The sequence below is a fragment of the Rhodococcus sp. G6(2025) genome, assembly GCF_058628105.1.
This window is the reverse complement of record NZ_CP179751.1, coordinates 619,868-632,750: the sequence shown is the minus strand read 5'-3', so window position 1 is coordinate 632,750 and position 12,883 is coordinate 619,868. Positions and strand designations below refer to the sequence as shown.

Here is a 12,883-nt window from a genome sequence, read left to right as displayed (position 1 = left end):
CGGGTGCCGACAACTGACGCATTGTTCGTTATACCGAATTGATGATTCCAGCAGTCGGCACGATTGAGCTCGGATCGCATACATCACAGCCGAGATCGACTATTCGGCTGATGCTGCTGTGCATCAGTGTATTCAAGTGGCCTACAGCCATATCGTAGGACAACAGCAGGAGCGCAACCGGCATGGTGACATGCGACACATGTGCTGTTACTGTGAGTCTTTCAATCCAATGTATTCTTTATACCGAATCCCATTGTAAGGAAAGACATGCCTTCACTCCAGGTCCGGTCTTCACGAATCAGATGGGCGGCATTGTTAACAAGCATCCTTCTGATCGCGGCCGTCGCTGCCGCGTGCAGTAGTCGCGACGCCCCAGCAGAGAAGCCCGGTATGGACACTGCAACTGACGGGAAGTGCGTCGCCGACGCTCAGGCGATCGTTGACCACTCCAAAGGTCCCTTCGTGCAGGAGTTCCCGGCCCCATTTGACGCCAGTAGCGCTGCGGGTAAGACGTTCTGGATCATTTCGATTACTCAGGCAGCACCGACGACCGTTGCAGTGACGGAGGGGTTTCAAGAGGCAGCTAGAGCCGTGGGCGCAAGCGCGGTGGTATTTGATGGCAAAGGAAGCCCGGACCTCTTCAACCAAGGCGTCAACACCGCGGTCAGCCGCGGCGCCGCCGGCATCGTGCTTCAAGGCTTCGAGCCATCGCTGGTCAAGTCGGCAGTGGCCAACGCGGAAGCGCAGGGAATTCCGGTAGTCCACTCCCTCGGAGGAATCCCTAAAGCTCCGAACGTCCCCGGCGTGGTGAGCACTTCCACGTTCGACGCCGAGCGTGAGGGCATCTTGCAGGCCGCCTACGCGGCCGTAGAGACGGGATGCAAGGTACAGGGCGTCATGTTCTACACCCAGGCCTCCGCAGCTACGGACCTGATCGGCAAAGGCGCAAAGGCTGAACTCGAACGGCTCTGCCCGGAAACATGTTCACTCGATCTGCAGAACGTGGAAGCGAGCAACTTCGCAACCGAACTAACTCCGCAGACGCAAAACTTCTTGCAGCGATCGCCTGACGTCAACTTCATTTTGACAAGTTCAGATTCATTCGTCTCCTACATTCTCGCGGGGGCTAAGAGCCTTGGACGTGAGATCCCTGTTGTCGGCGCAACCGGTCAGACCCTGGAAGCCGCGCAGGGTGGCTCGGGCCAGGTGGCTGACATCCTGTGGCCCCCGCTCAGGATGTGCGGGTACCTCATGTTCGACGCGGCACTCAGGGCCACAGGTGGACACGCTGACACCCCCGAGTTCGGCCTACGTCTCGTCGACGAGGAGAACTGGGGCGAAGACACCTCCGATGAGAACCTCTACCCCGAACTGGCCGGATACCAAAACAAATTCAAAGAAATCTGGGGCGTAGCCGGCGCGTAAGACTCGTCATCTCAAATTCTGCGCGGCGGAATGCGCACATCCTCGCCGCAGCACGTTTCGCACAAGGGGAGCAACATGGCTCAAGCGATCGAGTTGAGGGACGTCGGAAAGTCCTTCGACGGAGTCACCGTCCTACGTGACATCACCTTGACCGTTCAGGCTGGCGAGGTCCACGGTCTGGTCGGCGAGAACGGCTCTGGCAAGTCCACGCTCGTGAAGATTCTCGGCGGAGTAAACACACCCAACAAGGGATCCGAGATCCACATCTGGGGAGAGCTCGCGTCACTCCCCGTTCGGCCAAGTAATCACGGAGTCGCCATCATCCATCAGGATCTCGCCCTGGTTGAAGGAATGTCCGTGGCCGACAATATCGGTGTCGGTAGCAACTTCGGAGCGGGATTGATTCAACCGGTGCGAGCGCGGCGTGAGGAGCGGATCGCAAAGGCGCTTCTTGCGGAGTTCGACCTGGATCTTCCGCCATCGATTCACGTGAGCGAACTGTCTCCGGCAGAGCAGTCGATAGTCGCCATCCTCCGATCGTTGCGCAAGTTGAGGGAAGGAGACGGCGATCAACACATATTTATTCTCGACGAGCCCACCGCGGCACTACCGCGCTCAGAGTCGAGAAAGCTCCTCAAGATCGTCCGATCGCTCGCTCGCAGCGGCGTGGCCGTGATCTTGATCAGCCACCGAATGGGCGAGGTCCTGCAGGCGTGCGACCGCATCAGTGTGCTGCGAAGCGGTGAACTGGTCACAACCTTAGACGCCGCATCCACCACTGAAGCCGAGGTCGTTCACCACATGCTCGGTTACGCGCTCGGTGACTTCTATCCGACACGGGAAGATCCCCCTCTCTCCCCAGTCAGCCTCGAAGTTCACGAAGTCACCGGTGGAGGCGTTGAATCGGTATCCTTTGAAGTCCGACGCGGCGAAATTCTCGGGATTACCGGTCTCGCCGGTATGGGACAGGACGAGATCCCCTACCTCCTCTACGGAAGTATCAAGCGTCGAGGCGGAACCGTGCGGGTGGATGGTCGGCCCGTTGGAGACAGCCCTTCGCAGGCAAAGAAGTCTGGGATCGCCCTCGTCCCCGGCAATCGGCAGCGCGACGCTATCTGGTTGAGCGGAAATGTCATTGAAAATATGACATTGCCTTTTCTCCGTCGGTACTCGAAGACTGGCGCGTTGCGCCTCAGACGTGAGCGTGCGTTCGTCCAAGCAGAGATGGAGCGTTTCGCCGTTCGCCCACTTCGCCCCCAACAGATCCTCTCAAGGTTCAGCGGTGGGAACCAACAAAAGATTGTGTTGGCTCGCTGCATGCAGCTCAAGCCGAAGGTGCTGCTTCTGCACGAGCCAACACAGGGCGTCGATGCAGGCGCAAAGAAGGAGATCCTTCGGAAGGTGAGTGAAGTGGCTCGGCAGGGGGCCGCCGTCGTCCTCTTCTCTTCCGACAGCGAGGAAATCGCCGAGACGGCCACCCGGGTCCTGGTCATGGGCTACGGACACGTGGACTCACAAATCGAGAACAGTCAACTAACGGAGAGCGCGCTCCTGGTCAAGGTCCAGGAGGCTGGAAGCAGCTCAGAACTGGAGAGGACCTCGTGACAACGCCTAGCAATGACGAGGTGACATCGAACAGAACGACGTTGTCTCATTCGTCCACGATTCCGCAGCCGCCAGGTTCGCCTCGGGCGTCAGCATCACTCCCCGCTGAACGAAGTGATATCGCAAGACGCGAACGCCTTGGGGGAATCGCCGTTCCAGTGGTCCTCATTGTGTTGGTTGCCACCTTCTCGATCGTTTCACCCGACATCTTTTTCACCTCGACGAATTTGCGCGTGATAATTGCTGGCCAGGCGATCGCGCTGATGCTAGCTATTGCCGTCACGATCCCTCTCCGGAGCGGCGACTTCGACCTATCGATCTCCGCGGTCATGATCTTGACGGCGTGCAGCGTGGCAGTAATGAGCGACAACGGTGTTCCACTATGGCTAGCTTGCTTAGCGTGCGTCGGCGTGGGTTTGGTCGTGGGCCTCGTCAACAGCTTCTTCGTCGTCATTCTGAACATCGACGGCATGATCGTGACCCTCGGAATGCTCACAATCCTGACAGGTCTTGCCGGCCTCGTGAGTGACAATCAGATCGTGACCGCTGTCCCGGCCCCGCTGACGGAGTTCGCAAGTCAACGATTCCTCAACCTGCCGACGGTGGTGTGGATTGGCTGGGGCCTTGCATTGGTTCTTTGGTACCTGTTCGAATACACGCCCGTCGGCCGCTACCTCCTCTTCATCGGAGGAAATCGGTCCGCCGCACATCTCGCCGGCGTCAAGGTGACCACGCTACGCTGCGGCACACTGATTGCTGCGAGCGTGATAAGCGCCGTGGCGGGCGTCCTACTTGCCGGATCCCTCGGCGCCGTAGACCCAACCAGCCACGGCGCCTACCTCCTGCCCCCGTTCACCGCGGCGTTCTTAGGCGCATCAGCAATCCAACTTGGAAGATTCAACATTGTCGGAACTCTTGTCGGTCTGTACATACTCGCTGTAGGGATCGCAGGCCTCCAGCTGCTCGGATTCCAAGGTTGGATCGCCGATCTGTTCAACGGAGCCTGCCTCATCGGTGCGGTCACCTTCGCTCGCCTACTCCGCCGCAACCCAACATAAGACATCCGTCGGTGTCGTACAGCAAAGGGCACCTCGTCAAGGCCAAGTACGCCACCCAGACACCGCACCAGATTCGGGCAAACCCGAATCGATCAATCGCTCGGCGGCAGAGTCATGACCATCGTCGCCTCCAGTCCGACCCATCTCACCACAATCCACGAAAAGGGGAACCCCACATGGGACTATTCGACGAACGCGTAGTCTTCGTCAGCGGCGCCGGCCGCGGCCAGGGCCGAAGCCACGCTATCCGGTTCGCGCAAGAAGGCGCAGATGTGATCGCAGTCGATATCTGCCGGCCGATCAGCACCTCCGCCATCCCGCTGGCAACCGAGGACGACCTGGCCGAGACGGCAGAGGCGATCCGAGCTACGGGACGCCAAGTCTTTACGGCCAACGCGGATGTCCGGGACGCACACGAGATCGGTAGCGCAATTGCCGAAGGGGTCGGTCGATTCGGACGCTTGGACGTCGTGTGCTCGAACGCGGGCGTCGAGAGCTTCGGAAATGTCCTCGAGCTCTCCGAGGAGGCATGGACTGACAGCGTTGGGGTAAACCTGACCGGTGTCTGGCAAGTGTGCAAGGCGGCCATCCCGCACGTGATCGCGGGCGGAAGAGGCGGATCTGTCGTCGTCACCGGCTCATCTAGCGCGCTTCGACCTCGTGCCTCCTCTGCACACTACAACTCGGCGAAAGCTGGCTTGATCGGGCTCACGAAGTCACTAGCCATCGAGCTCGGACCGCTCAACATTCGCGTCAATAGCATCCACCCCGGCGGGGTACGGACCGAGATGCTCACTAACAAAGAGGTCATCAAACTCTTCGTTCCCGATCACGACGATCCTTCCCCGGAGATCGTCGCAGAGCGCTTCCAGTCGATCAATCTCCTCCCAGTTCCATGGGTCGAACCGTGTGATGTGACCGATGCGGTGGTGTTCCTCGCATCCGACCAGGCTCGCTTCATTACTGGGGTCGCGTTGCCTGTCGATGCCGGATGCACCATCAAATGAATCACCAAGTACTGCAATGACTGCGTTGCAGTATTGGGCATGTCTGCGTGATCGCGGGTCGAGGGTAAGCATGGTGAAGGGGTGTCCGTTTAGGTGTGATGGGGGGAGGTACTCGCGGAGGTGATGCCCACGTCGTATCCGCGACGGGGTCGGCCGTGGAACGACCACCGCGTGACCCTCGAAGCCATCTGCTGGCGGTTCCGCACCGGTTCACCGTAGCGGGACATTCCCGACGAGTTCGGGGCCTGGCAGTCGATCTGGGAACGACACAAGCGCTGGTCGATCGACGGAACCTACGAAGCGATGTTCCACGCCGTACACGCGACCAGCGATGTCGACGACGACGCACTGGCGGCGCTGGTCTCGATCGACTCGACCAGCGTGCGTGCCCACCAGCACGCGGCGGGTGCTCCACCTGTCAGACCCACAGGGGGCTGAGTCGAATTACACGATTGCAGGCGAGCCCACCGATCACGCACTGGGACGTTCCCGGGGCGGGTGGACCACGAAGATCCACGCCCTCGTCGACGGCACCTGCGCTCCGGTCGCGATGTTGCTGACCGCCGGGCAGGTCGGCGACAACCCCCAGTTGGCGCCGCTGCTCGAGATCTATCCGGATCGGCACGGCGACGATCCGTCAGATCGCACGCCGGAAGGAAAAGGGCTCGCGAGATGGGCGACCGCCGGCCTTCGCCCGCTCCACCGACTCCGCGACTGTCGAGCGTGATTTCACCCGACTCAAGCATTGGCGGTGCCGCAACCCGCCACGACAAGTATGCCAACACCCATAGAGATAGCTTGGATACGATGGAGCTAAGGCAGTTACATACTAGATGTGTTTGTGGCCGTTCAGCATTCCCGCCATAGAAGCGACATTCGGTGTAGTTGCTGGGTTGCTAATTTGCCTCCTGCGAAGGCTCAATTGATCCAACATGCGGGCGCGGCGGTCGGTCCGCAATTCCGAATATTTTGACTTGAACGTCGATCGCGAGATCCCTCATTTTGGCGCCGTACTCGGCGATCCTCTCGTCGGTGAGGTCCGTCGCAGCGGCGAGTGAGCCGATGGCGAATTGAACCCGCCCTCCAGGGTCGAACACCGGAGAGACAACAGAGTTGGTGCTGCTGTAGAACTCGCGGGACGACTCGGACCACCCAAGTTTGCGGACCCTGTCCAACTCCGCATTCCACACTTCTCGGTCAATGATCGACATTGACGTATACGCTGGCAGGTCAATCGAATCCAGCACGTCGTTTAACTCGGTGGGATCCATGAAGGCCATAAAACTCTTCCCGAGCGCGGCGGCGGTCGGAGGAAAGCGTTGCCCTATTTCGAGGGTCATCTTGATTTCCTTAGTGCTCTCGATCTTGTCCACGACGAGCACCGTGTGGTCGGGTAACCAGCGCGCGACGAACGCGGTGAACTCCGTCTCGCGCACCCATTGGCGGAGCGCAGGTCGGACAGCCGCAATGATCGAGTCGGTAGAGAGGCCTTTGACTGCCATCGTGGCGATCGTGGGTCCGAGCCAGTACTCACGCGATTCGGCGTCGTAGTCCAGGTAACCCCCGTGTACCAGCGTCTTGAGGACTTCGTGGCACGTGCTCGCGTTCAGCCCGAGTGAGGTCGCCACCCGGCTTCCGCGAGTTCTGCCGGTCGAGGAGATGTAATCGAGTACCCGCATCGCGGTAACCACAGAGGGCACCAGACGGCTCGTAGTTTTTCGCACTACCGAATCCTTGGCCACATGCCGATACTACAGGTACCCGCTACGGACGATCCACATCATCGACAGAAGGACGAAGAGTCTCCCCCCGTGCCGGCATGGCGCTGGAGAATGAGTTCGGCCTGCCGAAAGACGGGGCCGTCGACCATGCGTCCGGAGAACCGAAATACCCCACGCTGCGTCTTAGCCGCCTCCAGTAGTCCACGAGCCCACTCGACTTCTTCTGAGTCAGGGGCGAATGCGTCGCGCACAACCGTCACTTGCGTGGGGTGTATGCAGGCCTTGGCATCAAATCCGGTGGCGACCGCATCCTCCGCCTCGCTCTTGAGTCCCGAAGCATCCGGGATGTCCAGATACACCGCGTCTATTGCATGGACGCCGGCCGCCGCGGCGGCGAGCAATACCGTTGATCTCGCCGATCGGGCGACATCGCGATAGGTGCCGTGTGCGAATCGGCTCGACTGTCCGCCTAAGCCCGCGACGAGGTCTTCCGCCCCCCACATCATGCCAACGCAATTGGATGCTTCCGCGATCTGGAGTGCGGATAGGATTCCACGTGGCGTTTCGCACAGTGCAATGACTTTTCGAGGGGATAGGCTCTCTACCTGTTCACGTGAGGTGGCCATCGGGAGCATCAGCAAGTTGTAGTCGGTCTGGTCTATTGCGTCCAGGTCCGCCTCGCTGTATCCGCTGTCAAGTGCGTTCAGCCTCACAATCACTTTCGCGGGATCAAGCGGTGTTGCTACGAGGGCCTGTCGGGCAGCCTCTTTCGAGTTCGACGCCACGGCGTCCTCAAGGTCCACGATGACGTGGTCGGAGTTGGCCAATGCCTTTGCAAATCGATCCGGTCGGTCGGCGGGACAGAATAGTAGTGCGGGACCGTTCAGCATCGCGAATCCTTACATAGTGGGTCTCGGGACAGTTGAGAGCTCGATGCCACCGGTTGCTTGCTCAGACTGACTGCGCGCCCACCTTGAGGAGTCCTGGCGGTCAGCCCAGCTGTGGTAGCTGCAGTGGTTAGCGGACGTAAAATGCTGCGGGCCCGCGAGTATGAGGATACCCAATCACCCAGGAGTCTAAGGTGATTGGGTATCCCGTCACGCACAGAGGTGTTCACCCTCACAGACGCCGACGGTGGCGAGGCGGTGAATTCCAATGGATGGCTCCGATCCTGGTCGAGGTCGGATACCTGACCGTTCATCATTTGGTGGTGAAGACATTGTCAGTCCGATACTCATTGCACCAAAGGCCGCAATCGGTGATGAGCGCATCGGTAATCCAATCGGAAAGGGTAGGGCGAAACCTCTGTGCTTCCCTTGGGCGGCCTCTCGGGGCGGCCTCGCACCGTACTTCTTGTCGGCGGTGCCCCACGAGCCAAGTCCTAGTTACTTTGAGGTGGAGCGGCGCCACTTCGCGTCAGGCAACTCCCCTACCTTAAGCCCACGCTTTCGGCCACGCGGATTCAGGATCGTCACGCAGCCAGTCTGCACTGGATTCCGCGATGTCGGGTTCGGGTGGATTTCCGGACTTTGAAGCGGCGGGGGGAGTGAATCCCGCCGTATAGTTGAGCGTCAGTCGGCTGGCGGCCATCAGCCACTCTCCGTCGAGTCGTTGCCACTCGACAGCGTATGTCCCGCCGGCCGCACCGATCCTGGTTGCACGTCCATCTCCGTCTTCACCGGTTGAGTGCACACACCACAGGAACGCAGTCGAGTGCGCCTTGTCGGGCTCGGCGTCGTCAATTCGCACCGTGACGTTGGTCGCGTAGTGAAAGACGGGACCGGAACGGTTCACGAGGTAGTCGTAGTTGCGCTTGATCGCGTCTCTGCCGGCGTAAGTACCCCGGGGATTGACAAGAACCGCGTCCTCTGTAAAGAGCTCCGCGACACTTTCCGCGCTGCCACAATCGTAGAAGTAGTGGTACCTGCCGAATGCATCCCTGATCGCAACTTCATCCTCGAGGCGACGCAGCCTGGCCTCCAGGGTGGCCCCAGTCGCAGGCTTCGACCGTGCGATGTGGACAAATGGTCCGAAGACCGTACTGCCGAGCTTCTTTAGTCTCGCGAGTCGATCGCTCGCTTGTTCGTTTAACACCTTCGGGTTCCCCTTCGCTTCGTCGTGATGGTGTGTCAATCGTCGGAATCGAGCCGGATGGTGATGGTTTTGACCTGGGAGTACTCTTCCAACCCCACCCTGCCCTTTTCCCTTCCGAATCCGGAGCGTTTGTAGCCGCCAAAAGGCAGTTCGACCCCACCGCCAGCTCCGTAGCTATTGATAAAGACTTGGCCGGCACGAACTGCGCCCGCAACGGCATGCGCCCGAGCGACGTCCCGAGTCCACACTGCAGCGATGAGGCCGTAGTCGGTGCTGTTGGCCATATCAATAGCTTCGTCAGTCGTCCCGAACGTGCTCACGGCCAGGACGGGGCCAAAGACCTCCTCCCGAGCGATCCGCGCCGACGGATCCACGTCATCGAGGAGCGTCGGCGGAAAATAGTGGCCACCGGGTGGCAGATCACGTCGCGGGAGTTCGAGCGAACTCCGCAACTGCGCATACATTTTCGCCTCCTCGACGTACCCGGTAACTCGCTCCAACTGTTGAGCCGAAATCAACGGTCCGAGGTCGTAGTCGGAAGGCCCAGGGCCCATCGTGACCGCGCCGAACCTGTCCAGGATCATGCCCACGAGCTCATCATGAATGGACTCATGGACGAGCAGCCGCGAACCAGCCGAACACGTCTGGCCAGCGTTCTGAATGACCGAGTTGACGATGTACGGCAACGCCTTCTCGAGATTTGCGTCGGCGAACACCACGTTCGGCGACTTGCCCCCGAGTTCCAGGCTGACGGGCACGATGTTCCGCGCGGCCAGAGCCATAACCTCGGATCCCACTGCCTGCGAGCCGGTGAAAGCGAGGTGGTCGATACCGGGATGCCCGGCCAAGGCCGCACCGGCTTCGGTACCCAGGCCTGGGACGACATTGAAGGCGCCAGCGGGCAGACCGGCCTCTGCCGCGACCTCAGCGAGCAAGATACTGCTCAGCGGAGCAATTTCGGCTGGCTTGAGTACACAGGTGTTCCCGGCGGCGAGGGCGGGGGCAATTGACCGCGCTGCGATCTGGAGGGGGTAGTTCCACGGACTGATATGTGCCGTAACACCATAGGGCTCACGAACAGTCGATGCCACGATGTCACGCGTCGATGGAATAGTGGAACCCTCAAGCGTTTCGGCTATGCAGCCGTAGAACTCAAAGTAGCGCGCTGCCGTCATGGTGTCGGCCCGCGCCTGTTTCAACGGCTTACCGGTATCTTGGCTCTCCAAAAGACCGAACTCTTCTACGCGATCACGCAAGCGATCGGCGACCATTCGCAACACCGCTCCGCGCTCAGCGGCGGTCGTCGACGACCATTCCCCTTCAAAAGTCCGCCGCGCAGACTCGACCGCGGCATCCACATGTTCAGCGTTGCACCGAGCGGCCTCAGCTAGAACAGTGCCATCTGAGGGATTGCGCACAACGAGTCGCTCGAAAGTCTCGACCGACTTTCCGTGAAGGAAGGCATTGGTGGAGATGGGTTGGTTCACCATGTGTCCTGTCTCAGATCGTCGATCGGGCTCACTTGATCGCAAGAGCGTTCGGAGGAGAACCTACGCCCCCACGAATGTTGAGGGGTGCGCTCGTAAACATGAACTCGTAGGTCCCATCTTCCTGACAGTCGGCAGAGAGAGCCTTCAGGTCGAAAAGCTCCCCCAGCGGAAATCCGAGCAATCCGATCAGAACTCGGTGCATGGAACCGAAGGGTTTCGTGAAGTCGGCTGGAAACTTCTCAACTCCAGGTGCGTCCGTCGCGACCGCCGCGACGCCCTTGTCCCAGAGCCACCGCGCCATACGCTCGTGATGCTCGAGACCGACGAAGCTGAGTGGCGCAGTGGTCATAGCGGCATTGCGGGCGGACTCGTCTAGGCCGTCGACCCAATCGAGAAAACCGAGGTTGATGAGCAGGATGTCCCCCGAGCACAGCTCGGTGTTACTTAGGCTCAAAGCGCCTTCGAGGTGCGCAACGGAAACCTCCGGGGCCGTTGAAGGGTCATAGGCGATCCCGCTCTCCCTGAAGTAGCGCGCGACGTCCAGAAGGACACCACGGCCGACGATGCCTCGTCGAGCCCAGTGATCGATCGTGCATCGCCGTCCCGCGACGATGTCAGCGTCCGTCGTCCCATTGTAGAAGAGCTCGTTATCCGCGCTTGCGTGCGCGAGTGCGTCCCATTGGCTGGACCCCTGGGGGTTGAAGTCGTGGAGTAATTCGTCGTACGCAATCATGGCACCCTTGTAGATATCCGGGCCTCGGCGCTGAAGTTCGTGCGTGGGCGCCGCTCGGTGTGCCATCCGAGGGAAGTGGTCGAGAGGTAGGTTGAGCGGGAATGTCTTTCCGGTACGGACAAGTTCAGCTGCTTGCCGCGCATTCTGGTCAGTGAGCAAGTTGATGCGGCCGATAGTATCGTCCGCCCCGAAGATCCCCCATGCCGACCGCCCTCCACGGTCCACTGGCAGATCGTCGTACCGAGGGACTGCCCCATTGAGATTCGATGTGGCCGTCATCGTGTCTCCTTCTCGATAGCCCGCACTTCCTCTCGAAGCATTGGCATTGCGTCCGTCGTCGTGCGGATTCCGATCAGCGACACGATCTCGAGAACTTCGAGCACCTCGTCCCGGGTCGCACCCAGTCTGAGCGCCTGCCGAATGTGATTCCTAGTGCCCGTGTTGTAAGGATGGGTGGCGGATGCGTCCATGGCGATAGCGATAAACTCCCGAACCTTCGGCTCAAGCGCCCCGCGTGCGGAAGCCTGATTACTGAGGTTGAGATACGCCCTCAGAAAGTCGGGGTCGAGCTCCAGAAGTGCCTCGTGCGCCTCGGGCCAAAAACCATTGGCGGCGATGTAGTCAGCCTTGAGACGCTCGCGGTCTTGAGTTGGCCCGTTCGACGGCAGTTCTTGTGTCGGCGCTAGTGGCTTTTCGAGACGGTCCCACTCCCGGACTGTGCGTCGCGCCTGGATCCGCCAACGTCCATCGCGTTTCTCAAAGCGATCGACATATCGCAGGCTTCTGAAGATCAGCGTGTCGTCGTCCGGGATCGGCAGAACGCAATGAGCGAGAACATAGGACTCCGAGAACGCGTATTCCCCGACGAACTCGATGAGTTGGTTTCCGAGCAGGTGCATCGAACGGTCGAACATGGTTGAGATGGCCGAGACAAGCACTTCACCGATTTCGCTTCCAGACCATATAAAACCGGCGTGATCGATCACGGCATCCTTGTGGAATGCCGACTCGATCAGATTGGCGTCGAGCCGATCAACGCCCATAAGGTATCGGGCCATGGACTCACGGATATCGTTGTCCGCCAGGGCCTTTTCCAGGTTAGTTAAGGTCATGACGACAGGCCGCGATCGTAGGATATGTCATTGCGGTTTCGTCTCGGAACTTCGTATGGCCTGTCTTCGGGTCGTTCCTGATTCCTGTCGATCCGATCCCACTCTCGGATGATTCGTCGGCGTACGATTTTCCATTTACCATTTCGCTGCTCGAATTGGTCGATGTACCGTAGTGCGCGAATGAGCAGATAGTCGCCTTGGTCGTCGACTGCAGTGTAGTATCCGAGCACATACGCTTCGGAGTACGCGGTGTCGCCATCGACCTCGATGAGGTGGTTCCCGAGCAAATGAAAGGTCGACGTGAACAGATCCCTCACAAGTGCGACAAGCGTCGTTCCGATTCCCGTTCCGTGCAATTCGTAACCGCTGTGGTCATCAACGGCGTCTGGGTGGTAGGCGAACTCGATGAGTTCGGCGTCAAGTCGGTCTACTCCCCTCAAGTATGTGAGCAGGACATCATGAATCTCGCGCTTTGCGAGTAGCTGCTCGATGCGCGCACCTTCGCTGATGACGGTGCTCGACTGTTCGATGTTCACTGCGTCTCCCTGTGGGCTATCTCGGTATTGTTCGATTGGAGTGCTTGTACGCGCGGGTCAAGCCGAGTGGGCCAGTCGACGTACACACTCAATCTTCGTCCA

11 protein-coding genes and 1 pseudogene are annotated in these 12,883 nt (G+C 59.8%); 5 read left to right on the top strand and 7 right to left on the bottom strand.

What is annotated here, in order from left to right; all coding sequences use genetic code 11:
• Positions 1-390: 390 nt before the first annotated feature.
• The 5 genes and pseudogenes from ACLIVD_RS39915 (at position 391) to ACLIVD_RS39895 (ending at position 5,962) form a co-directional block, all read left to right on the top strand.
• Positions 391-1,425, top strand: coding sequence for a sugar ABC transporter substrate-binding protein (locus ACLIVD_RS39915; protein ID WP_491933437.1), 1,035 nt, complete (start codon positions 391-393; stop codon positions 1,423-1,425).
• A gap of 75 nt (positions 1,426-1,500) precedes the next feature.
• Complete coding sequence (locus ACLIVD_RS39910) at positions 1,501-3,030, top strand: sugar ABC transporter ATP-binding protein (protein ID WP_491933436.1); 1,530 nt, start codon at positions 1,501-1,503, stop codon at positions 3,028-3,030.
• A gap of 170 nt (positions 3,031-3,200) precedes the next feature.
• Positions 3,201-4,088, top strand: coding sequence for an ABC transporter permease (locus ACLIVD_RS39905; RefSeq protein WP_491933435.1), 888 nt, complete (start codon positions 3,201-3,203; stop codon positions 4,086-4,088).
• Positions 4,089-4,264: 176 nt separating this feature from the next.
• Entirely contained in the window at positions 4,265-5,095 is an 831-nt protein-coding gene (locus ACLIVD_RS39900) for a mycofactocin-coupled SDR family oxidoreductase (RefSeq protein ID WP_491933434.1), read from the top strand.
• A gap of 123 nt (positions 5,096-5,218) precedes the next feature.
• Positions 5,219-5,962: pseudogene (locus ACLIVD_RS39895) on the top strand (IS5 family transposase).
• A gap of 29 nt (positions 5,963-5,991) precedes the next feature.
• Here ACLIVD_RS39895 and ACLIVD_RS39890 read toward each other — a convergent pair.
• The 7 genes from ACLIVD_RS39890 to ACLIVD_RS39860 all read right to left on the bottom strand — a co-directional run bounded on the left by ACLIVD_RS39890 (position 5,992) and on the right by ACLIVD_RS39860 (position 12,781).
• Complete coding sequence (locus tag ACLIVD_RS39890) at positions 5,992-6,795, bottom strand: IclR family transcriptional regulator (RefSeq protein ID WP_491933433.1); 804 nt, start codon at positions 6,793-6,795, stop codon at positions 5,992-5,994.
• A gap of 80 nt (positions 6,796-6,875) precedes the next feature.
• The gene (locus ACLIVD_RS39885) at positions 6,876-7,706 is read right to left on the bottom strand and encodes an HpcH/HpaI aldolase/citrate lyase family protein (protein ID WP_491933432.1); all 831 of its coding nucleotides are present in this window, start codon (positions 7,704-7,706) and stop codon (positions 6,876-6,878) included.
• A 544-nt stretch (positions 7,707-8,250) separates the two neighbouring features.
• Positions 8,251-8,949, bottom strand: a complete 699-nt coding sequence (locus tag ACLIVD_RS39880) for a nuclear transport factor 2 family protein (protein WP_491933431.1) — start codon at positions 8,947-8,949, stop codon at positions 8,251-8,253.
• Entirely contained in the window at positions 8,946-10,400 is a 1,455-nt protein-coding gene (locus ACLIVD_RS39875) for an aldehyde dehydrogenase family protein (protein WP_491933430.1), read from the bottom strand. Before ACLIVD_RS39875 ends, ACLIVD_RS39880 begins: the two co-directional genes overlap by 4 nt.
• Positions 10,401-10,428: 28 nt before the next feature.
• Positions 10,429-11,412, bottom strand: a complete 984-nt coding sequence (locus ACLIVD_RS39870) for a cyclase family protein (protein ID WP_491933429.1) — start codon at positions 11,410-11,412, stop codon at positions 10,429-10,431.
• The gene (locus ACLIVD_RS39865) at positions 11,409-12,245 is read right to left on the bottom strand and encodes a nuclear transport factor 2 family protein (protein WP_491933428.1); all 837 of its coding nucleotides are present in this window, start codon (positions 12,243-12,245) and stop codon (positions 11,409-11,411) included. The genes ACLIVD_RS39870 and ACLIVD_RS39865 overlap by 4 nt, the downstream gene beginning before the upstream one ends.
• The gene (locus tag ACLIVD_RS39860) at positions 12,242-12,781 is read right to left on the bottom strand and encodes a nuclear transport factor 2 family protein (RefSeq protein WP_491933427.1); all 540 of its coding nucleotides are present in this window, start codon (positions 12,779-12,781) and stop codon (positions 12,242-12,244) included. The genes ACLIVD_RS39865 and ACLIVD_RS39860 overlap by 4 nt, the downstream gene beginning before the upstream one ends.
• Positions 12,782-12,883: the final 102 nt, after the last annotated feature.

Excerpts from the sequence above, each read along its gene's own strand:
- ACLIVD_RS39910 (WP_491933436.1), top strand. The coding sequence starts at position 1,501 with ATGGCTCAAGCGATCGAGTTGAGGGACGTCGGAAAGTCCTTCGACGGA.
- ACLIVD_RS39865 (WP_491933428.1), bottom strand. The coding sequence starts at position 12,245 with ATGACCTTAACTAACCTGGAAAAGGCCCTGGCGGACAACGATATCCGT.
- ACLIVD_RS39900 (WP_491933434.1), top strand. The coding sequence starts at position 4,265 with ATGGGACTATTCGACGAACGCGTAGTCTTCGTCAGCGGCGCCGGCCGC.
- ACLIVD_RS39885 (WP_491933432.1), bottom strand. The coding sequence starts at position 7,706 with ATGCTGAACGGTCCCGCACTACTATTCTGTCCCGCCGACCGACCGGAT.
- ACLIVD_RS39915 (WP_491933437.1), top strand. The coding sequence starts at position 391 with ATGGACACTGCAACTGACGGGAAGTGCGTCGCCGACGCTCAGGCGATC.
- ACLIVD_RS39875 (WP_491933430.1), bottom strand. The coding sequence starts at position 10,400 with ATGGTGAACCAACCCATCTCCACCAATGCCTTCCTTCACGGAAAGTCG.
- ACLIVD_RS39870 (WP_491933429.1), bottom strand. The coding sequence starts at position 11,412 with ATGACGGCCACATCGAATCTCAATGGGGCAGTCCCTCGGTACGACGAT.